This window comes from Micromonospora sp. NPDC000207, assembly GCF_040300925.1.
Taxonomy (GTDB): Bacteria; Actinomycetota; Actinomycetes; order Mycobacteriales; family Micromonosporaceae; genus Micromonospora.
Genome location: NZ_JBEPEQ010000053.1, coordinates 1 through 20468 on the forward strand (window position 1 = coordinate 1; position 20468 = coordinate 20468).

Genomic DNA, 20468 nt, shown 5'->3' on the forward strand with positions numbered 1-20468 from the left:
CCGCCGTGTGCTCTCCCTATCTGCCGTGCCCCCCGCCGCCCCCCACCCCCCCCCCGGCCCCGTTGGGGCGGGGGCGCGGGGGCGGGTGGGCGGTCCGGTCGGTGTCGACACCGACCGGACCGCGGCGGGTGGGTGTCCCGTTCACAGCCGGGTGACCCCGCCGCTGGTGGGTGCGGGGCCCGTCGAGGCGGGCGGCAGGGTCGACACGACCGCCTGCCGACCGGCCCGCAGCGGAGCCAGCGCCTTGGAGACGGTCCCGGTCGCCGTCGACCCGGCCCGCTCCAGGTCCCGCAGGCCCTCCTCCAGGTCGATGGCCTGCTCGCCGAGGCCGATGGTGAGGGCGATGGTCTCGCAGACCGCGTCCAGGTCGTCGAGGGTGACGGCGTTCTGCCCGAGCAGGTCGCGCCAGAAGTCCAGCACCTTCGAGTTGCGGGCGTAGTGGCTCCCGGCGGGGAGGAGGTAGTACGTGTCCCAGCGCTCGACGAGTTCGTCGACCATCCGGCGGATCGGGACGTCCTCGCCGAGGTCGTCGCCGATCAGCTCGGCCACCTCCCGGCGCTTGACCCCGGCGTAGGCCAGCTCGTCGCCGATGATGAACAGGTAGCCGCGCCGACCGCGCCTGTCCCAGCTGTCGGTGGCGGTGTGCCGGGCCATGAAGTACATGGCCAGCTCGTACGACTCCTGCATCTGGCCGCCACCGCCGCCCTCCAGCACCATCCGGCCGAGGTCGTCGTCCATCCGGTTGTCCGACTCGAACTGCCCGACCTGCAACGGGACCCGGTCGCAGGTGGCGTCGCCGATCGCGCCGAACATGATCTGCGGGTCCCGGGCGTACCCCTGGCGTTGCAGCAGCCCGAGGAGCTGGGGCAGCTTGTTCTGGAGGGTGCGCGGGACGTGGCCCATCGACCCGGTCACGTCGAACAGGACCGCGATCGGCGTCGACTGCGGGTGCTCGGTCGAGTCCCTGCTCTCCCGCATCGCGTCCCGGGGGTCGAGGGAGGGGTGGACCTTCCGCGCCCCGCTGTCGCTGTACGAGAACGCGCTCTTGCCGGTGGCCCGGCGGTACTTCTTCGCTGCGTCGTAGACGTCGGTGGACCAGACTCCGCTGCCCATGGCAGCCTCCTTGAGGGGTGAGGTGTTCCTCAGCGGGTGAGGGTGAAGGGTCGGAAGGTGCGGGGGCCGTAGAGGCGTTCCAGCACCTTGTCGAACTCGCCGAGCAGCTGCCAGGCGTCGTCGGGTCGGGACCGCAGGAACCGCTGCCGGCAGCCGTCGGCGAAGGCGAGCAGCTCGCGCGGGGCGCGGGAACCCATCAGCCAGGTCATGCACCGGGTGGCCATGGCGATGTCGGTGCCCGCCCCGACCGGTTGCCGCTTGGCCACCTCGGGCGGGTACCAGTCGGCGAAGCCGGGGACCATCGCCGGGACGGTGTGCCCCAGCGGGGTGGAGAAGCACCAGTCGACCAGGACCACTCCGTGCGCGTCCGGCTCGATCAGGACGTGCCGGGGCAGGACGGCCCCGTGGACCACCCCGGCGCGGTGGGCCAGGCCCAGGGCGACCAGCAGCCGTCGCCACATCCAGGCCGCGTCCCGAGGGTCCACCCCGTCCGGGTACGCCCGGCGTACGTCGTCGAGGCTGTGCAGACCGGGTACGGCGGCCACCACGTTGATCCGCCGTTCGGCACCGGTGGCGGGATCCCGGTGCCGGAAGCTCTCCACCAACCGGGGCACGTACGGCAGGTGTCGGGGGTCGCCCTGCTCCTCGATGGTGCGCAGGGCGTGCACCTCGCGGGCCATCAGGTCGTTGTCGGCCGGGTCACGGGGCAGTTTCAGCAGCCGGTCCGCCCCGACGTCGTACAGGTCGGTCAGGTCCCCGGCGTACCGGAGTGCACCGAGCCGGTAGTCGCCGAGGGTGGTCGTCGAACCCGTACTCCCGTCACGGAACGCCCGCCACCTGGCGGTGACCTGCTGGAACGCCTCGACGGCGGCGGCCCGTTCCCGGTCGTCGGCAGCACCCAGCCGGTCCGGGTGCAGCGCCGCGACCAGCTCCCGGTACCGGCGGGCCGGGGCCCGGTCGCCGAAGAGTTCGGCGTCGGTACGCACGGCGGCGACCAGATGGATCGCCTCGGAGGTTCTCACCGGATCGTCTCCTCCCGGGCGGGGCGCAGCAGCGCCGGGTGCAGCAGTCGGGCGTCACCGGCGCGGTAGAGCTTGGCGCGGGGGCCGCCCCGGGCTCCGCCCCGCTCGGTGCTGGTGCCGGTGCTCTCCACGAACCCCGGCACCGAGAGCACCTTGCGGTGGAAGTTCCCGGCGTGCAGCGGGTGCCCCCAGACCGTCTCGTAGACGGCCCGCAGCTCGGTGACGGTGAAGTCCGGGTCGAGGAACCGGGTGGCCAGCGGGGTGTACTCAAGCTTGGACCGGGCCCGTTCCAGCCCCTCGTCGATGATCCGGCCGTGGTCGAAGGCGAGCGGACGGCTGGGCAGGGCGGTCACCGCCAGCCAGGCCGCGTCCTCGGCGTCGGTTCCGGCGGTCGGGTCGGGCAGTTCGGGGGCGAACGCCAGGTACGCCACGGAGACGATCCGCATCCGGGGATCCCGGTCGGGGGCTCCGTAGCTGGCCAACTGCTCCAGGTGGACCCGGCCCAGCCGGTCGCCGCCGAGCCCGGTCTCCTCGGCCAGCTCCCGCCGGGCCCCGGTGATCAGGTCCTCGTCGGGGTGGACGAACCCGCCGGGCAGGGCCCAGTGGCCCTCGTACGGCGGTTCGCCGCGTCGGACGAGGAGCAGGTGCAGTACGCCGTCGCGGATGGTCAGCGCCACCACGTCCACGGTCACCGCGACGGCCGGGTACGCCCGGGGGTCGTACTCGGCGAGAAACTCCTGCTCATTCACGCTGCATCCCTCCCCGCCCGACTCACTCTCGAAGTGAGAAGAACTCGATCTGAGAACAACGTATCGCACGATCGGGTGACTGTCCACCCCTCAGGGTTCGGTCGAATCTCCGCGTTGACCCGATCCGGCGGTAGGTGTGCGATTATCGCACCATGGCCGAGGATCAGGACTGGCGCCGAATCGGCGAGCAGGTGCGACAGGCTCGCCTGTCGATGGCCCTCTCTCAGCAGGAACTCGCCGACGAGGTGGGCCTCGAACGAACCATGCTGGCCAAGGTCGAAGCGGGCATTCGGCGTCTTGACGGCCTTGAGCTGATGAAGCTCTCCCGAGCCCTCAAGGTCTCCATGGAGTACCTGATCGAGGCGCGCCCGCTGGTGCTGTCCCGGCGGACGGGGATGCTCAGCGAAGAGACGGACACGCAGGCGGCGCGGTCGACCGAGCGCCTGGAGGCGACCTTGGTCGAGTGGCTGCACAACGTACGCCAACTGATGGTTCTCGGTGTGCTACGTCCGTCTCCGTTGCTGCGTCACCGTGGGCCGATCGGCTCTGAGGAGGAGGCGAGGGGGGCGGCGGACTGGCTGCGCCACACGTTGAACATCGAGGACGGGCCCGTCGGCAGCATGTCGGACGTCTGCGCGCGGGCCGGTCAGTGGGTCCTGGTCACGGACCTGCCGGGCGACGGCGCATCACTGGTCGATGGTGACCTCGCGGTGGCGGTGGTCAGCACGGAGGGCCTCCCCGGTCGGCGGCGGGCCACGGCCGCGCACGAACTCGGTCACCTGATCCTCGGTGACGAGTACTCGACCGACCTCGGAGTGAATGCCTCCCGGGCCGATCGGGAGTCGGTCATCGATGCTTTCGCCGCAGAGCTACTTCTGCCGGTCAGAGTGATGGCCGAGAATAAAGGTAGTTTGACGCGGGATCAGCTGATCTCCTATGCGGCTCGGTACCGTACCTCATGGGTGTTGGCGTTGCGCCAGGCCGAGCGGGCAGGTGCCATCGATGCGGCCACTCGTCGTGCCTGGACCCAGAACCGACCGACCCGCGCGGAGTTCATGGATGCGTTGGGCTGGGCCCCGCAACCTGACCTGACGTACGCGCGGGTGCCGCCAACGTATGCGCAGGCGGTCATGGATGCCTGGCGGTCGGACCGGATCACGCGTGCTCGAGCGGTGGAGTTGATGCACGGCCAGATCACCGAGGCTGACCTGCCGGACGACGACCTGGACATCGAGCCGTGAGTTCGACGGACCCAGACGAATCCGTTCTGGTGCTCGACACCATGCTTCTTCAACACTTCACTCTCGCTGATCGCCTGGACGTTCTGCAGGATCTCCTGATCGGTGCAGACTGCTGGACGACGCAGGTGGTGATCGAAGAGTTGCGGAGGCTCGCGTCGGTCAGCCACCCAGAGTTGGCCACGACCTGCGACGTGGCCTGGCTGCGTACGGCGCGTCTGGACACCCTCGACGAAATCCGGTGCTACACGATGTGGGCCAGTCGGCTTGGCGCAGGCGATCGCCATCTCGGCGAGGCATCCGTCCTGGCCGCAGCCGAGCTGCGACAGGGCATCGCCCTCACCGACGACAAGGATGCCAGGAAGGTGGGCCGCACCTACAACGCCAGGGTGCACGGCACGGTCTGGCTCCTCGCGATTGCCTGTCGGAACGGCAAACAAACCGAGACGGCCGCCGGTAGTCTCATCGACGCGCTGCGGGCGACCAAGGCCCGTCTTCCCTGCACCGGCGCTGAGTTTCCGAGCTATGTCCGTCGCCACGGGCTACTCTGAACTGGATCGACACTGCCTCAGGGCGCCAGTGAGATGGGGGTGGCCGGTGCGGGCACTGTGCAGGGCGAAACCCTCGGCGGAAGTGGCGGTGAAGTCGACTGTGGACGGCAGCAGGACCGGTCGCTTGAACTCCACCCCCACCGTGTAGGCGGCCGGTAGTCGACCGGCCAGGGCGGCCAGGCACCGGGCCTTGGTCCACATCCCGTGCGCGATCGGGCGGGGGAACCCGAACAGGCGGGCCCCGAGCCGGGAGGTGTGGATCGGGTTGAGGTCACCGGAGATCCGGGCGTACTCCGTACCGACCGACGGGGTCACCCGCCACCGGGCGGAGGGGGCCGGCGGTGCCTCCCGGTCCCGGCGCTCGCGCCCGCCACCGCCGCCGGGGGTCGACTCCCGACGCAGGTACGTCGAGACACCCCGCCACACCTCGACACCGCCGACCGAGGCGGTCACCACGACGTCGACCTGCCGACCCCGCTCGTGTGGGCGCAACAGTTCGGCGTACGCGACGAGGTCCAACGGTTCCCCGGCGTCGACGGGGCGGTGGACGGTGATCCGGTTGGCCACGTGCACCAGACCCACCAGGGGCAGCGGGAAGTCCGCCCCGGTCATCAGCCGCAGCGCCAGCGGAAAACCGAGCACGTGCGGGTACGTCCCCGGCAACTCGTCGGTCAGCCGGAACCCGCAGACCCGGTCGTACTCGGCGAGGTGCCCAGTGTCGACTGTGACCCCGTCGACGGCGTACTCGACATCGGGCAGGGCGTCCCCCCGACGGCCGCCACCGAGGGGCAGCGCGCCCAGCAGGGCCCGCCGGTACAGCGGCCCGGCCGACGGCAACCCGGGCAGCTGGACCCGCTCCCGCATCCGCTCCTGCCCCACGGGGTTGTGTCGATCGGTCATCAGGCGCCCAACAGGCTCTGGCCGCAGACCCGGACCACGTTGCCGGTGACCGCCCCGGAGGCGGGCCAGGCCAGCCAGCCGATGGTCTCGGCCACGTCGACCGGGAGGCCGCCCTGGGCCATGCTGTTCATCCGGCGGCCCGCCTCCCGGATCGTCAACGGGATCCGGGCGGTCATCCGGGTCTCGATGAACCCGGGGGCGACGGCGTTGACGCTGATCCCCCGCTCCCGCAGGACCGGGGCCGACGACTCGACGAGCCCGATCACCCCGGCCTTGCTGGTGGCGTAGTTGGTCTGCCCCCGGTTGCCGGCGATCCCGGAGACCGAGGAGACCGACACCAGACGTCCACCCGCCGGGACCAGGTCCCGCTCCAGCAGGACGTCGTTGATCCGTTCCTGGCTGGAGAGGTTCACGTCGAGGACCGTGTCCCACCGGTCCGGGTCCATCCGGGCCAGGGTCTTGTCCCTGGTGATCCCGGCGTTGTGCACCACGGCGTCGACCCGGCCGTGTCGACCGGCCAGGTGGTCGGCGAGCCGTTGCGGTGCGTCCGGTGCGGTCAGGTCCAGTTGTACGGCGCTGCCGCCGATCCCGTTCGCCACCGCCGCCAGGGCGTCCCCGGCCCCCGGCACGTCCAGGGCGACCACCTCCGCGCCGTCGCGGGCCAGCACCTCGGCCACCGCCGCGCCGATCCCCCGGGCCGCCCCGGTGACCACGACGACCTGCCCGTCCAGGGGGCGGTTCCAGTCCGTCGGGGCGACCGCCCGTCCGGCACCGACCCGGATCACCTGCCCGGAGACGTACGCCGACCGGCCGGAGAGCAGGAACCGGAGGGTCGCCTCCAGGCTGACCCAGGTCCCCTCGTCGGGGTTCTCGGTGACGTGGACCAGTTGGGCTGTGGTGCCCCGCCCGAACTCCTTGCCGACGCTGCGGGTCAACCCCTCCAGGGCGCGTTGTGCGGTGGCGGCCCGGGTCGAGGTGCACTCCTGTGGCGGGGTGCCCAGCACCACCACCCGACCACCGGGGGTCAGGGAACGGGCCCGGGGGTGGAGGAAGTCGTACACCCGCCGTAGTTGGTTGGAGTCGGACACGGCGGTGGCGTCGAAGATCAGCGCCCCGTTCGTCGCGTTCGGCCGGACAGTGGGGTCTGCGACGTCGGGCGTGGTGTCCCGCATCGCCGCCCCGGTGGCGAGGAGCATCCGACCGACCCGGTCGGCGAGCCGCCCGCCCCCGTCGAGGACGAAGGGGCCGGGCAACAGCGGATCGCCGGGGGTGAACCGGCGCAGTCGCGGTGGGTCGGGCAGTCCCAGGCGCTTGACCAGCGCGCGACCGGCCCCCGATCGGACGAAGCTCGCGTACCTGTCGGTCATAGCGGTAGCCTACTGGTCGGTAGGTTGTCGGCAAGTCCGCGAAACGGAGACGGGATCGTGCAGAGCATCCGGCGGGTCGCCGTCATCGGCGGAAACCGCGTACCCTTCGCCCGCTCCAACTCCCGGTACGCCCAGGCGGGCAACGCCGACCTCCTCGGCGCGGCCCTCGACGGGCTGGTGGCCCGGTTCGGGCTGGCCGGGCAGCGGATCGGCGAGGTGGTCGCCGGGGCGGTCCTCAAGCACTCCCGCGACTTCAACCTCACCCGGGAGGTGGTCCTCGGGTCGAAACTCGACCCGCACACCCCCGCGTACGACCTGCAACAGGCCTGCGGGACCGGCCTCGAAGCGGTCATCCTGGTCGCCAACAAGATCGCCCTCGGGCAGCTCGACGTCGGCATCGCAGGAGGTGTCGACACCACCTCGGACGCGCCCCTGGCACTCAACGAAGACCTACGCCGTACGCTGCTCAAACTCAACTCGGCGCGGACCCTCGGCGAACGGCTGAAGCTCGCCGCCCGGCTCCGCCCCCACCAACCGTTCCGGCCCGAACTGCCCCGCAACGCCGAACCCCGTACCGGGCTGTCGATGGGCGACCACGCCGCCCAGACCGCGCTGCGCTGGAACATCGACCGGCAGGCCCAGGACGAACTGGCCCTGCGCTCCCACCAACGGCTCGCCGCCGCGTACGACAGCGGGTTCTTCGACGACCTGATCACCCCCTACCTGGGGCTGACCCGCGACCAGAACCTCCGCCCGGACACCAGCCTGGAGAAGCTCGGGGCGCTCAAGCCCGTCTTCGGCACCCGAGGACCCCACGCCGACCGGGCCACCATGACCGCAGGGAACTCCTCCCCCCTCACCGACGGGGCCTCCACGGTCCTGCTGGCCAGCGAAGAATGGGCCCGCGAACACCACCTGCCGGTGCTCGCCTGGCTCACCTGGTCGGAGACGGCAGCCGTCGACTTCGTCCACGGCGACGAGGGCCTGCTGATGGCCCCCGCCTACGCGGTGCCCCGGATGCTGGCCCGCGCCGGACTCGACCTGGCCGACTTCGACTTTTACGAACTGCACGAGGCGTTCGCGTCGCAGGTCCTGGCCACCCTCGCCGCCTGGGAGTCCCCCGAGTTCGGCACCGACCGGCTCGGCCTCGACGGCCCGTTGGGCACCATCGACCGGGACCGCCTCAACGTCACCGGATCGTCGCTGGCCGCCGGTCACCCGTTCGCCGCCACCGGCGGCCGGATCGTCGCCACCCTGGCCAAACTCCTCGCCGAGAAGGGCTCCGGCCGAGGCCTGATCTCCATCTGCGCCGCCGGCGGCCAAGGCATAACCGCCATCCTCCAACGCTGACCCCACCCCACCCCCCCACCCCCTCCCCTGCGAGGCGACCTTCTCTCCGGTGATCAAGGGGTTTGCGTCATCCTTCAGCCGGAATCTGACGCAAACCCCTTGATCACCAAGAGCGGGGAGGGCCGGCCGCTGGGGAGGCTGGTCGGAGGGTCGGAGAACCTGGGATCTCGGCCCCTCCTGGGGTCAACTGCTACCAAGGTCCACGCTCTCGGAGCCGGTCAGCGACCTGCAGACGAGTTATGCGAGGGGGCAGCAGGGGGTGGCGGGGGGTTCGATGCGGATGCCGGTCAGGGTCACCGGGTCGGCGTACTCCATCAGCAGCGGTGACCAGCCCCGCTGGGCTGCCCTGGTGGGGACCCCGGTGGCGGCCGGGGCGGCCTGGGCGGGGATGCCGGTGGGGGTCCCGGTGGGGGCTGGAGTGGGGGCCGGAGTGGGGGCGCTGGTGGCGGGTGGGCGGCGGAGGACGATGTCCCGGAGGGTGGTGTCGGCGTAGGTCAGGTGGCTGACCATGCCGTCGACCTCGCTGCGGCCCCAACCGGCGACCCGGATTCCGTAGAGCGGGCCGGTCCAGGTGATGCAGACGTCCCTGATGTCGATGCGTTCGCCGATCCGGACGGCCGGGTCTTTGTGGAACCGGTCGGTGTTGTCCCCGGCCAGGAGGCGGAACCCCATGTCCACTCCACGGAGGCAGGCCCCGTCGACAGCCACGTCGTGGACGGCGCTGAGGTAGAACCCCTCGACGGCGTCCCGGACGCGTACGCCGGTCAGGTCCAGGCGGTGCGGGTGGTAGGACGGGCCGGTGATCGTGTCGACCCGGGATCCGATGGCACCCCAGTGCACTGCCACTGCGGTGTGTCCACCTGTGACAGTGACGTCCCGTACCCTGACGTCCCGTACCGCACCCATGATCGCCACCGCGTTGGCGGCCCTGTTCGTGCCGTGGTCCACGTGGACCCGTCGTACGCTGATCGTGTCGATCCACTCGGGTTCGTCGGGGTAGAGGTACCTGCCGACGGTGAGCCCGGTGCCCCGGTCGCCGTCGTGTTCCCCGGGGCGGCTGGGTGCCGGGCGCAACCCGAGGTCCACCACTGCGACGTGACCGCCGGTGACGTGCAGGACCGGCCGGTCACCTGGGGTGTCGACGGTCAGCCAGGTCGTCGGGGTCCCCCCGGCCGGGGTGCCGCGCACCGTCCACCCGGCGGGCACCGTCAGACCCCGATCGAGCGGGTACGTCCCCGACGGCAGCACCAGCGTGCCGCCCCCCGCCGAGTCGAGCAGGTGTTGGAGGTGGACCCGGTTCGCCTCGGCGTCCGACCCGAGCGTCACCGGCACGTGCCCGGCTTCGATGGTCACTGGGTGCCGCCGTCGAAGCGGCAGTCGAGTTGTCGGGCGGTCCGCTCGCGGCGGTGCCCGCCGGGCTCGGTGACGCCGAGGAGCACCGGCCCCTCCCGGTCGGTGGGGAGGCGCAGGTCGAGGGTGTGTGCACCCCGGTCGACGATCCGAATCGGGACCGTCGCCCCGGTGGTCAGGTCCACGGCGTGGACTGTCAGGTCGTCGGGGCGTACCCGGTCACCGCCGGCTTCGGCGCTGGCCCGACCGGCGGCCCGACGGGCCGTCCGCAGCACCTTCAGCACCGCCCGCGCCGGTTTGCGCTTCGCGTACGACCTGGTGGGGTTGCGGGGGACCGGCGGTGCCGGTGGCACGGTGCCCACCCTGACCCGGACGGTCTCCGGGGAGGTCGCCGGGACCACAAGGAACGGGCAGCCGCTGGTGGCCGCCGAGGGGGGCGGCGGCTCGGTGGTGGGCAGCGGGTCGAGGTGGATCCGGTCGACCCGCAGGCCGATCGCGCTGCTCGTCGAGAAGCGGCCGTCCGCCCAGGCGGGCAGCTGGATCCGGGGGTCGCTCATCTCCACCAGGAGCAGGTCGTCGTCGCCGAGTTCGTCGGCGGCCAGCTCGAAGGAGATCGTCTCCTTGCTGCCGCCCGCCCGGAGCCAACCCTGTCTACGGGCCAGGACGGCGGCCCCCCGGATCCGGCCCTGCGAGCTGAGCACCACCAGCCGGGGGCGTTCGGCCTGCGCCGGGTCGGGCTTGACCCGGCTCGCCCACCAGCGGGTTCCGGCGTCGTCGAGTTGCAGTGTCACCGCCACCCGGATCGGCTGCCAGGCCGGTCTTACCTTGATGCCGACCGTGGCCGGGTCGCCGACCGCCCGCCCGATGATCTGGTGGCCGCGGACCATCTGGTCGACCACGCAGACGGTGGGCTGGTGGCCGCCGTCGACCACTGCCGGGAGGTCACCGACCGGGTGGGGGACGTCGAAGTCGGTGGTGAACCAGGACCCGACCGCCATCAGCGCGTCCCGGTCGGGAGGGCCGGATCGGTGTCCATCGTCGAGGGCATCCGGGCGGTGAGGGAGAAGGACGGGGCCGGGGGTGGTGCACCCAGGTCGGTACGGGTGAGCATCGGCTCCCGGTTGCGCCACATCCGCTCCACCGCCGGGTAGAGCGGGTCGGCGTCGCTCTCGATGTGCCGGAACGCCGCCCCCATCGACTTGAGCAGGTGGGTGGCGGGCCAGACGTCCCACTGCGGCACCAGCGGGGTGACCAGGTCGCCCCCGCTGCGGTACAGCCAGAGCCAGAGTCGGGCGCGACGGACCTGCTCGTCGGTCACCGTCAGCTCACCCCGCTTGGCCGCCTCGATCGAGGCGTCGAGGCTGTCCCAGTATTCGTCGGCGCTCTCGACCACTGTGGAGACGCCGCAGGAACTCCACTCCGAGTGTCCGGCCTGGATCACCGGGATGCCGTACGCGGGCAGCTCGTTGCTGACGCTGCCGCGGACCGTCACCCCCAGGTCGACGAGGCTCCACAGGGCGTTCTTGCTCAGTTTGGCGCTGGGATGGAAGGCGACGTGCCGGTGTCGCCGGTGTTCCTGGGCGACCGAGGCGAAGAACCCGGTCGAGTCGTACAACGCCTGGCTGGGGTGGTCCAGGAAGAGCCACTGGGCGTCGGTACGGCGGGCGGCGTACCCGGCGGTCTCGGCGAACCAGTCGGCGAGGCTGGGGAAGAGTTCCTTGTTGGTACCGAGCGCGTCGGAGACGGCGTGGTTGAACACGGCGATCACCGGTCTGGCCGGGTCGAATCCGAACCGTGCGGCGACGTGGCTGCGCAGCCGGTCGCGTTCGGCCGGGTTGCTCAGGTCGACGGCGGCGGTGACCCCGCCGCGCCACCAGCTCGGCCGTCCCAGGTTGACCTTGGCCCGCCAGGCGATCAGCTCGGCGGCGGAGTGCAGTTCCAGTCGCCGGGGCCAGATTCGCTCCTCGAACACCGCCCCGATCTGCCGGGTCAGCTCGGCCCGGAAGGTCCCCGTCCCGGAGTCGTGCTCCGGGAACAGCCCGTACGCCTTCAGGCAGCCGGTCTGTTGGGTGTGGATGACCGGAACCCCCGCCCGGCGGGCCGACTCGACCTGCAGTCCCCACTGGTCGTAGTCGACGTGGCTGGTGACCAGCGCGGCGACCGTACCGGTTCGGAACAGCGTCTCGTAGAGGGCGGAGAGGCCGGCACCGAGTTCCCGGCGGCGTCGGTAGTCGGCGCGGGTGGTGTGGTCGGCCGGGAGCCGGGGGACCTTGGCGAGCCGGCAGTACGTCGCGTCGGCGTACCGGGTGAGGGTCTCCTCGTCGAGGGGGTCGACCACCGGGAGGGACCGGCCGGCGAGGGGCAGCGGAACGGTCCGGTCCTTTCGACGTCGTTCGAGCAGGTCGTAGACGTCGATGACGTCACCGGCCCCGAAGGCGTTGCTGAACCGCTCGACCAGGGAGACGTCGAATCCACTCCACAGGGTCCGGTGCCAGTCCTGCTCGACGCCGGTGAGCACCACCAGACGGGCCGGGCGGATCCGCCGGATCGCGTTGGCGAAGACCAGGTTGCGCAGGGTGACCCGGACGTCCTGGTGGAACGCCTCGACGAGGATCGTCTCCGGGTGGTCCTGCGGTGGCAGGTGCTTCTCCCAGTACGTCGCCGCTGCGTCGAGGAACCACTGCAGCTCCGTGGGTTGCGCCTTGAGCCACACGGCGGCGCCGCCTTTCCGTCCATGTCCGGCCGGGGCCGGGCGTCACGTGGCGTCCACGCGCCGGGCCGGTTGGCCGGGGCGCGACGAGGGCAGGTCGGGTCGAAGAGGTTGTCAAGCTAGCGACCTCCGGTGACCGACCGGAAGCGTTCAGGTGGCCGCGACGGGAACGACGCACGGCCCTCAGGTGCCCTCCGGGCGAGCGGACGTCCGGCTTCCGGGCGCGCGGCCCTTCAGGTGCCCTCCCGACTCCACTTTTCGGTACTCACTGGGCGAAACCTCCTAGGGGCGAGGCCCGTTTCGGATGATAGGGGTTGCTTGTCCTTTATCGGAGGTTCGTATGACGGTGAGTCGATGGGCGTTGACCGTCCTGTCCGGCGCGGCGCTGGTGATGGTGCCCGCCGCCACCTCGGTCGCCGACCACACCGAGGCCGCCCGGACCGCCGACCGCGCCGACGTGGCCCCTGCCGCCGCCGACCGGGCCGAGGCTCCCCGCTCCGCTGCCGTCGAACGCGTCGCAGCCCTGCGTACCGCCGTCCTCGACCGTGCCGGAACGCCCCGGGACGCCCCCCACGCGACCGGGGCACCGCAGCCGGACCCCACGCCGTCGCCCAGGACCGACCTGTGTCGGCCGGGCCGACCGCCGACCGCCCCGGAGACCACCCGCCACCACGACGGCAACTACCTCTTCGGCCCGGCGCGGCTGCCCACCGCCTCCCCGGTCGGCCAGCTGCTCACCGGCTACCAGCGCTTCGGCGGGGTCACCGAGGACCAGTGGGCCGCCGACTACACACTGAACGACCGGACCTCCCTGCGGTACCCGCCGTCGAGCGGGTTCGTCCTCGGCCCCGACGGGCGGCCGGTCAAGGCCAGGCAGACCCTCCTCGTGGGTTACCGGCTCGACCGGTTCGGCAACCCCGGTGGCAGTTTCCTGTCCCCGCTCGGCACCCCGTACGGCTCCCGGGCGCTCCCCCCGCTGAACCTGAACACCCCGGAGAAGTCTCCCCTTGCCAACTACCACGTGTACTGCGTGACAAAGCCGTTCCCGGTCGACGCCGGACCCGCCGCCGGGTGGTTCGCCCAGCCCGGCCTGGGCACCCAGTTCCAGCTCAACCCGGCGTACCTGCCGCAGGCCGGAGCGGTCCTCAACGTCACCTGGCTGCTCGCCAACGGGTACCTCGTCGAGGAGGACCTGACACCCCGGACGGCGACCCGCTGCGCCAGCACCGCCACCGCTGCCAGCGCCAAGCGACCGACCTGCTGAGATCGGGGGGCGGCTCGACCGACAGTCGGTCGCGGGGGCGACACGGGAGGGCGGGCATGAACCGGTACGAGGTACGCGACGCCCTCCTGGCAGCCGGGGCACCCCGGCACGCCTTCGTGATCGACGGGGTCCACGAGCCGGTACCGCCTCCACCCGACCACTGGTTCCTGCGCCGCCGGGACTCCGGTGACTGGGAGGTCGGCGCGTACGAACGCGGCGAACACGACGTACGCCTGCGTACCCCGAGCGAAGCCGACGCCTGCGCCCTGCTCTACCGGGCCCTCACCGGCACCTGACGACCCCTTGAGCGTGATCGCGCCCACCCGGGCGACCTACCGGACCGGGGGGAAGTGTCGGTGCCGGAGAATGGACGGGTGACGACGATCCCGAACGTGCTCGCCAACCGGTACGCCTCACCCGACATGCTCGCCCTCTGGTCACCGCAGGAGAAGGTGAAGATGGAGCGGCGGCTCTGGATCGCCGTCCTCCGGGCGCAGTCCGACCTCGGGGTGACGGTGCCGGACGGGGTGATCGAGGCGTACGAGCGGGTCGTCGACGACGTGGACCTCGCCTCGATCGCGGAGCGGGAGCGGGTCACCAGGCACGACGTGAAGGCGCGGATCGAGGAGTTCAGCGACCTCGCCGGACACGAGCACGTGCACAAGGGGATGACCTCCCGGGACCTCACCGAGAACGTCGAGCAGCTCCAGATCCGGGCCTCCCTGGAACTGGTCCGGGACCGGGTGGTGGCCACCCTGGTCCAGCTGTCCCGGCTCGCCGTCGAGCACTCCGACCTGGTGGTCACCGGCCGGTCGCACAACGTCGCCGCGCAGGCCACCACGCTCGGGAAGCGGTTCGCGTCCGCCGCCGAGGAACTGCTGATCGCGTACGAGCGGCTGGTGGACCTGATCGAGTGGTACCCGCTGCGCGGCATCAAGGGTCCGGTCGGCACCGCCGCCGACCAGCTGGACCTCTTCGACGGCGACGCCGACAAGGTCGCCGAGCTGGAACGGCGGGTCGCCCGGCACCTCGGCTTCTCCCGGACCCTGGACAGCGTCGGGCAGGTCTACCCGCGCTCCATCGACCTGGCGGTGATCTCCGCCCTGGCCCAGGTCGCCGCCGCGCCGTCCTCGCTGGCCACCACGATCCGGCTGATGGTCGGCCAGGAGCTGGCCACCGAGGGGTTCAAGCCGGGTCAGGTCGGCTCCAGCGCCATGCCGCACAAGATGAACACCCGCTCCTCGGAACGGGTCAACGGGTTCGCAGTGATCATCCGGGGTTACCTGTCGATGGTCGGCGAGCTGGCCGGGGACCAGTGGAACGAGGGGGACGTCTCCTGCTCGGTGGTCCGCCGGGTCGCCCTGCCCGACGCGTTCTTCGCCGCCGACGGACTGTTCGAGACGTTCCTCACGGTCCTCGACGAGTTCGGCGCGTACCCGGCGGTGATCAACCGGGAGCTGGAGCGTTTCCTGCCCTTCCTCGCCACCACGAAGATCCTGGTCGCCGCCGTACGTCGAGGCGTCGGCCGGGAGGTCGCCCACGAGGCGATCAAGGAGCACGCGGTGGCGGTGGCCCTGGGGATGCGGGAGAAGGGGGCGGCCGAGAACGACCTGTTCGACAGGCTCGCCGCCGACACCCGCCTCGGGTTGACCCGTGCCGAGATCGACACCCTGGTCGCCGACCGGGGTGCCTTCACCGGTGCCGCTGCCGCCCAGGTCCAGGCGGTGGCCACCCGGGTGGCCAGGGTCGCCGAGGCGCACCCCACCGCCGCCGCCTACACCCCCAGCCCCATCCTCTGACCTCGGCCCGTCCGTACGTCTAGTGCGTGGGGGTGTCGGGGGCGGAGGTGAGGTTGGGGGCGCTGGCGGGTTCGGCGATCCCGCCGGGGGCCTCGGCGATCCCGCCCTCCTGGGCGGTGTCGGCCGCGATCAGCGGCTGGTCCGGCGGCATCGACTCGGGGACTGTGGAGGCGACGATCACAGCGGTCCCGTAGGCGCAGATCTCCATCCAGAGTTCCCCGCAGTCGCGGCTGTCGAAGCGCATGCCGATCACGGCGTTCGCCCCGAGCCGCCGGGCCTCCTCGGCCAGCCGGGCGACGGAGTCGGTACGCCACCGGGTGAGGTTGTCCGGGGCCATCGGGTCGTACGCCCCGCCGCGCAGGTTCTTGACCCCTTCGCGGTACGGGTTGCGGGTCCGGGCCATCGAGGAGACCACCTCGCCGAGGATCTGGCGGATCTCGTAGCCGGGCAGTAGATCCGTGGTCACGACCAGCACGCCCTGAGCCTGGCAGAGCCCGACCCTGCGGGTTCGTCGGCCGTGTGCCACTGGCCGGATGCTGCAAAACGGCGCGGCGCGGACGCCCGGCACTCGGCCGACCATCCGCGCCGCCACCGGCCACCCGGGTCGCTAGGGGAGCAACCGCCGGTGGGGGTGCTCAACGTCTCAGACGCCGGCCACCGAGCTGGGGTGGTCAACCACCGCACAGATCGAACTATATCGATGAACGATGCGGGCGCCCGGTTGTGTCGGCAAGAGGTTGATCGGTTCTGATCGATGTAACGATTCGGCCTACCTGTCTGTCGGTAAAACGCCTGCTCCGGCGGCGTGTCCGGGCGCGTGTGGCGGGATGTCCGGCTGACGGGCCATGGTTGTGTGGATCACTGTCCTTGCTGGTCCCGGCCGGTGCGTCCGGGGACCCATCTGCCAGGTAGGCTTGCTGGGCTCGCCCGTAGTGGGCCGGCACCCAACTGCGTACACAGTCAGGAGTGCCCAGTGCCTCGCGTCGTAGTCGACGTCATGCTCAAGCCCGAGATTCTCGATCCGCAGGGCCAGGCCGTCGCAAACGCGCTGCCCCGGCTCGGCGTCAACGACGTCGCCTCGGTCCGGATCGGCAGGCGGATCGAGATCGAGTTCACCGGTGAGCCGGACCTGGACCGGGCCCGGGAGATCGCCGACAAGCTGCTGGCCAACCCGGTCATCGAAGATTTCACCATCCACGCCGTCGAGGCCGACGAGCCTGTGGAAGCGCGGCCGTGACCGCCCGGATCGGGGTGGTGACGTTCCCGGGGTCCCTGGACGACGGGGATGCGGCCCGGGCCGTCCGGATCGCTGGAGCCGAGCCCGTCCGGCTCTGGCACGGTGACCCGGACCTGCACCGGGTGGACGCCGTCGTGCTGCCCGGCGGGTTCTCCTACGGCGACTACCTGCGCTGCGGTGCCATCGCCCGGTTCGCCCCGGTGATGGAGACGATCGTGGACGCCGCCCGGGGCGGCCTGCCGGTGCTGGGGATCTGCAACGGATTCCAGATCCTCTGCGAGGCGCACCTGCTGCCCGGGGCGCTCACCCGCAACCAGCACCTGCACTTCCGCAACCGTGACCAGCGTCTCCAGATCGCCTCCACCGGCACCGCCTGGACCAGCGCCTTCCAGTCCGACCAGGAAGTGTTGATCCCGGTCAAGAACGGGGAGGGCTGCTACGTCGCCGACCCCGCCACGCTGGACCAGCTTGAGGCGGAGGGGCGGGTCGTCGCCCGCTACGTCGGCGGGAACCCGAACGGTTCGCAGCGGGACATCGCCGCGATCACCAACCAGACCGGCAACGTGGTCGGCATCATGCCGCACCCCGAGCACGCGGTGGAGGCCCTCACCGGCCCCTCCCTGGACGGTCTCGGCTTCTTCACCTCGGTCCTCAAGCACCTGGTGGGGGCGCCGGCGTGACCGGTCGCGTCGAGATCATCGGTCGGCTCTACCGTCCGTCGGGCGACCACGGGCGCAGCGAGGAGAAGTCATGACCCCCCATCCGGACCCGGAGGAACGCCCGGTCTCGGGCGGTTTCCCGGCGGAGCAGGCGGGTGCCGTCGCGCCCCCGCCCGGTTCCCCGGCGAGCCCGGCCGGCGGTCGGCCCACCCCGGGTGCCGCCCCGGCTCCGGCGGGACAGCCCGCCCCGGCGACGGCCCCCCAGCGGCAGTCCGTGCAGCAGGCACCGCCGCCGTACCCCGGTCCGCCCGGCCCACCGACGCCCCGCGTCGACCAGAGCGGCGGCCCGGCCCCGGCGGCGGTGACCGCCTCGACCGGCGACAGCGCAGCGCAGGGCCCGACCGGCCGCCCCGACGGCGGCCCGGTGGCCCCCGCCCCGCGCGGCCCCCAGGCCCCGACCGGAGCCCAGGCTCCGAACGGCCCTCAGGGATCGACCGGTCCTCAGGCCCCGACCGACCCTCAGGGGTCGGCCGACGGTGCCCCGGAGCAGGACTGGACCGCCGGAGTGGACACCGTCCCCCGCGCCGACGCCACCCCGCAGGAGCTTCAGCCCTACGCCGAGCTGGGGCTCCGCGACGACGAGTACGAGCGGATCCGGCACATCCTGGACCGGCGGCCCACCCAGGCCGAGCTGGCGATGTACTCGATCATGTGGAGCGAGCACTGCTCCTACAAGTCGAGCAAGGTGCACCTGCGCCAGTTCGGCGAGAAGGCCCCGCCCAGCGACCGGCTCCTCGCCGGCATCGGGGAGAACGCCGGTGTGGTGCAGGTCTCCGACGAGTTGGCGGTCACCTTCAAGGTCGAGTCGCACAACCACCCGAGCTTCGTCGAGCCGTACCAGGGCGCGGCGACCGGCGTCGGTGGCATCGTCCGGGACATCCTCGCCATGGGTGCCCGGCCGGTCGCGGTGATGGACCCGCTGCGCTTCGGTGCGGCCGACCACCCCGACACCGCCCGGGTGCTGCCCGGTGTGGTGGCCGGTGTCGGCGGCTACGGTAACTGCCTGGGTCTGCCCAACATCGGCGGCGAGGTCGTCTTCGACCCCTGCTACCAGGGCAACCCCCTGGTCAACGCGCTCTGCCTCGGCGTCCTCCCGGTCGACAGGCTGCAGAAGAAGGAAGCCACCGGCCCGGGCAACGTCGTGGTGCTGATGGGCGCCCGGACCGGCCGGGACGGCATCGGCGGCGTCTCCGTGCTGGCCAGCGCCACCTTCGACGAGGAGAGCGAGCAGCGCCGCCCCTCGGTGCAGGTCGGTGACCCGTTCATGGAGAAGCTCCTGATCGAGGCCTGCCTGGAGCTGTACGACGCCGAGCTGGTCGTCGGCATCCAGGACCTCGGCGGTGCCGGGCTGACCTGCGCGCTCACCGAGACCGCCGCCGCCGCCGGAACCGGCATGCGGGTCTGGCTGGAGCGGGTGCCGCTGCGCGAGGCCTCGATGGAGCCGCACGAGATCCTCGCCAGCGAGTCGCAGGAGCGGATGCTCCTGGTCGTCGCCCCGGACAAGCTGGAGGCGGTGCTCAAGACCGCCGAGAAGTGGGGTGTCTGGGCCACCAACATCGGCGAGGTCACCCCGCCCTCCGAGGACGGGCAGCCCGGCCGGCTGCTCATCACCTGGCGGGACCACCTGGTGGTGGACGTTCCCCCGGGCTCCCTCGTCGACGACGGGCCGGTCTACGCCCGTCCGATGCGGGAGCCGGCCGACCTGATCCTGCTCCAGGCCGACCGGGCCGAGACGCTGCCCCGCCCGACCGACCCGGAGACCCTCCGGGAGACGGTCCTGCGGATGGTCGCGTCCCCGAACCTGGCCGACAAGACCTGGGTCACCGAGCAGTACGACAGGTACGTCCTGGGTAACACCGTCCTCGCCCAGCCGGAGGACGGCGGGGTGATCCGGATCGACGAGGAGAGCGGCCTGGGTGTCGCCCTCTCCGTCGACGGCAACGGCCGGTACGCCCGGCTCGACCCGTACAACGGCACCAAGCTGGCCCTGGCCGAGGCGTACCGGAACGTGGCGGTGACCGGCGCGAAGCCGATCGCCGTGACGAACTGCCTGAACTTCGGTTCGCCGGAGGACCCGGGCGTGATGTGGCAGTTCGCCGAGGCGGTACGCGGACTCGCGGACGGCTGCGCCGAGCTGGGCATCCCCGTCACCGGCGGCAACGTCAGCTTCTACAACCAGACCGGGGCGGCGGCGATCCACCCGACCCCGGTGGTCGGGGTGCTGGGCATCATCGACGACGTGGCCGCCCGGGTGCCGATGGGCTTCGTGTCCCGGCCCGAGGGCGAGCAGGACCAGCTCTACCTGCTCGGCGAGACCCACGTGGAGCTGTCCGGCTCCGAGTGGGCCTGGGTCACCCACAAGCACCTCGGTGGCGTACCCCCGCAGGTCGACCTGGACCGGGAGCGGGCACTGGCCGAACTGCTGGCCGAGGCCGCCCGGGTCGGGCACCTCAGCTCCGCGCACGACCTCTCCGACGGTGGCCTCGTCCAGGGTCTGGTCGAGTCCTGCCTGCGTAACGGCGTCGGCGCCCAGGTCGCCGTCCCGGAACGGTTCGCGGGTTCCTCGATGCCGTTCGTCTTCCTGTTCAGCGAGTCGGCCGGTCGGGCGTTGGTGTCGGTTCCCCGGGGCCACGAGAAGGCGTTCGCCGCCCTCTGCACCGAGCGGAACGTGCCGTGGGAGGCGATCGGCGTGACCGACTCCACCCTGGGCGCCCTCGACGTGCAGGGCCAGTTCCAGCTCAGCCTGGACGAGCTGCGCGAGGCGCACACCTCGACCCTGCCCCGGCTCTTCGGCGGTGCGGCTGCGGTGGAGGCCGCCCAGGCGGTCACCCCGGCCGGTCTGGCGACCGCGCCGGTCGGTGCCACCGTCGTCGACGCCCCGGCGGAGGCTGCCGGAACGCAGGAGTCGGCCGAGACGCAGTCCCCGGCGGAGGAAGCGGCGACCGACGGCCCGACCGACGCCCCACCGGTCGTGGACGGACCGGACGCTGCTGGTCCCGTCGACCCGCCGGCCGAGCAGGAGCCGTCGGCCGAGCCGGTCGACCCGGCCGACGCCGGTGGCACCGACGCGCGGCCCCCGGCGGCCGACGAGCGCTGAGG

At 71.9% G+C, this 20468-nt stretch carries 18 protein-coding genes; 9 read left to right on the forward strand and 9 right to left on the reverse strand.

Translation table 11 applies throughout. The annotated features are described in order from the left end of the window. Positions 1-141: 141 nt before the first annotated feature. The 3 genes from ABT336_RS15050 to ABT336_RS15060 are packed head-to-tail and all read right to left on the reverse strand — an operon-like array spanning position 142 to position 2884. Positions 142-1113, reverse strand: a complete 972-nt coding sequence (locus ABT336_RS15050; RefSeq protein WP_350897173.1) for a hypothetical protein — start codon at positions 1111-1113, stop codon at positions 142-144. Positions 1114-1142: 29 nt separating this feature from the next. Then, a complete protein-coding gene (locus ABT336_RS15055; RefSeq protein WP_350897174.1) occupies positions 1143-2135 on the reverse strand; it encodes a protein kinase family protein in 993 nt (330 codons plus the stop codon). Beyond that, complete coding sequence (locus ABT336_RS15060) at positions 2132-2884, reverse strand: NUDIX hydrolase (protein WP_350897175.1); 753 nt, start codon at positions 2882-2884, stop codon at positions 2132-2134. Before ABT336_RS15060 ends, ABT336_RS15055 begins: the two co-directional genes overlap by 4 nt. A gap of 152 nt (positions 2885-3036) precedes the next feature. Between ABT336_RS15060 and ABT336_RS15065 the strand changes: the two genes are divergently transcribed. After that, positions 3037-4125 (forward strand): helix-turn-helix domain-containing protein, encoded by a 1089-nt coding sequence (locus ABT336_RS15065; RefSeq protein ID WP_350897176.1) that lies wholly within the window; start codon positions 3037-3039, stop codon positions 4123-4125. A 29-nt stretch (positions 4126-4154) separates the two neighbouring features. Then, positions 4155-4673: a PIN domain-containing protein gene (locus ABT336_RS15070; protein WP_350897177.1), complete on the forward strand. Its 519-nt coding sequence runs from the start codon at positions 4155-4157 to the stop codon at positions 4671-4673. Here ABT336_RS15070 and ABT336_RS15075 read toward each other — a convergent pair. Both ABT336_RS15075 and ABT336_RS15080 read right to left on the reverse strand, forming a co-directional pair. Continuing rightward, complete coding sequence (locus ABT336_RS15075; RefSeq protein ID WP_350897179.1) at positions 4665-5573, reverse strand: MaoC family dehydratase; 909 nt, start codon at positions 5571-5573, stop codon at positions 4665-4667. The two genes, ABT336_RS15070 and ABT336_RS15075, sit on opposite strands and share 9 nt — an antisense overlap. Further along, positions 5573-6940 (reverse strand): 3-oxoacyl-ACP reductase, encoded by a 1368-nt coding sequence (locus ABT336_RS15080; RefSeq protein ID WP_350897180.1) that lies wholly within the window; start codon positions 6938-6940, stop codon positions 5573-5575. The genes ABT336_RS15075 and ABT336_RS15080 overlap by 1 nt, the downstream gene beginning before the upstream one ends. A gap of 57 nt (positions 6941-6997) precedes the next feature. Between ABT336_RS15080 and ABT336_RS15085 the strand changes: the two genes are divergently transcribed. Beyond that, complete coding sequence (locus ABT336_RS15085) at positions 6998-8290, forward strand: acetyl-CoA C-acetyltransferase (protein WP_350897181.1); 1293 nt, start codon at positions 6998-7000, stop codon at positions 8288-8290. A gap of 237 nt (positions 8291-8527) precedes the next feature. Here ABT336_RS15085 and ABT336_RS15090 read toward each other — a convergent pair whose 3' ends face one another. Genes ABT336_RS15090 through ABT336_RS15100 form a run of 3 tightly spaced genes read right to left on the reverse strand, consistent with a single transcriptional unit; the run spans position 8528 to position 12353 of the window. Beyond that, complete coding sequence (locus ABT336_RS15090) at positions 8528-9643, reverse strand: right-handed parallel beta-helix repeat-containing protein (protein WP_350897182.1); 1116 nt, start codon at positions 9641-9643, stop codon at positions 8528-8530. Next, positions 9640-10638, reverse strand: a complete 999-nt coding sequence (locus ABT336_RS15095; RefSeq protein WP_350897183.1) for a hypothetical protein — start codon at positions 10636-10638, stop codon at positions 9640-9642. The genes ABT336_RS15090 and ABT336_RS15095 overlap by 4 nt, the downstream gene beginning before the upstream one ends. Continuing rightward, a complete protein-coding gene (locus ABT336_RS15100; RefSeq protein ID WP_350897184.1) occupies positions 10638-12353 on the reverse strand; it encodes a hypothetical protein in 1716 nt (571 codons plus the stop codon). The genes ABT336_RS15095 and ABT336_RS15100 overlap by 1 nt, the downstream gene beginning before the upstream one ends. Positions 12354-12690: 337 nt before the next feature. On the opposite strand from ABT336_RS15100, the gene ABT336_RS15105 reads away from it, so the two are divergent. The 3 genes from ABT336_RS15105 (at position 12691) to purB (ending at position 15413) form a co-directional block, all read left to right on the forward strand. Further along, positions 12691-13614, forward strand: coding sequence for a TNT domain-containing protein (locus ABT336_RS15105; RefSeq protein WP_350897185.1), 924 nt, complete (start codon positions 12691-12693; stop codon positions 13612-13614). A gap of 56 nt (positions 13615-13670) precedes the next feature. Continuing rightward, positions 13671-13910, forward strand: a complete 240-nt coding sequence (locus tag ABT336_RS15110) for a hypothetical protein (protein ID WP_350897186.1) — start codon at positions 13671-13673, stop codon at positions 13908-13910. A gap of 78 nt (positions 13911-13988) precedes the next feature. Further along, the gene (gene purB / locus ABT336_RS15115; RefSeq protein ID WP_350897187.1) at positions 13989-15413 is read left to right on the forward strand and encodes an adenylosuccinate lyase; all 1425 of its coding nucleotides are present in this window, start codon (positions 13989-13991) and stop codon (positions 15411-15413) included. A 19-nt stretch (positions 15414-15432) separates the two neighbouring features. Here purB and ABT336_RS15120 read toward each other — a convergent pair whose 3' ends face one another. Next, positions 15433-15993 carry a YbjQ family protein gene (locus tag ABT336_RS15120; protein WP_350897188.1) on the reverse strand — a complete coding sequence of 187 codons (561 nt, stop codon included), beginning with the start codon at positions 15991-15993 and terminating at the stop codon, positions 15433-15435. Between the two features lie 393 nt (positions 15994-16386). Between ABT336_RS15120 and purS the strand changes: the two genes are divergently transcribed. The 3 genes from purS (at position 16387) to purL (ending at position 20466) form a co-directional block, all read left to right on the forward strand. Beyond that, complete coding sequence (gene purS / locus ABT336_RS15125) at positions 16387-16650, forward strand: phosphoribosylformylglycinamidine synthase subunit PurS (protein ID WP_350897189.1); 264 nt, start codon at positions 16387-16389, stop codon at positions 16648-16650. Next, on the forward strand, positions 16647-17330 hold the full coding sequence (purQ, locus tag ABT336_RS15130) for a phosphoribosylformylglycinamidine synthase subunit PurQ (protein WP_350897190.1): 684 nt from the start codon (positions 16647-16649) through the stop codon (positions 17328-17330). The genes purS and purQ overlap by 4 nt, the downstream gene beginning before the upstream one ends. Before the next feature lie 70 nt (positions 17331-17400). Next, positions 17401-20466: a phosphoribosylformylglycinamidine synthase subunit PurL gene (purL, locus tag ABT336_RS15135; protein WP_502891183.1), complete on the forward strand. Its 3066-nt coding sequence runs from the start codon at positions 17401-17403 to the stop codon at positions 20464-20466. Positions 20467-20468: the final 2 nt, after the last annotated feature.

Excerpts from the sequence above, each read along its gene's own strand:
- ABT336_RS15050 (WP_350897173.1), bottom strand. The coding sequence starts at position 1,113 with ATGGGCAGCGGAGTCTGGTCCACCGACGTCTACGACGCAGCGAAGAAG.
- ABT336_RS15065 (WP_350897176.1), top strand. The coding sequence starts at position 3,037 with ATGGCCGAGGATCAGGACTGGCGCCGAATCGGCGAGCAGGTGCGACAG.
- ABT336_RS15075 (WP_350897179.1), bottom strand. The coding sequence starts at position 5,573 with ATGACCGATCGACACAACCCCGTGGGGCAGGAGCGGATGCGGGAGCGG.
- ABT336_RS15080 (WP_350897180.1), bottom strand. The coding sequence starts at position 6,940 with ATGACCGACAGGTACGCGAGCTTCGTCCGATCGGGGGCCGGTCGCGCG.
- ABT336_RS15095 (WP_350897183.1), bottom strand. The coding sequence starts at position 10,638 with ATGGCGGTCGGGTCCTGGTTCACCACCGACTTCGACGTCCCCCACCCG.
- ABT336_RS15105 (WP_350897185.1), top strand. The coding sequence starts at position 12,691 with ATGACGGTGAGTCGATGGGCGTTGACCGTCCTGTCCGGCGCGGCGCTG.
- ABT336_RS15110 (WP_350897186.1), top strand. The coding sequence starts at position 13,671 with ATGAACCGGTACGAGGTACGCGACGCCCTCCTGGCAGCCGGGGCACCC.
- ABT336_RS15120 (WP_350897188.1), bottom strand. The coding sequence starts at position 15,993 with ATGGTCGGCCGAGTGCCGGGCGTCCGCGCCGCGCCGTTTTGCAGCATC.
- purL (WP_502891183.1), top strand. The coding sequence starts at position 17,401 with ATGACCCCCCATCCGGACCCGGAGGAACGCCCGGTCTCGGGCGGTTTC.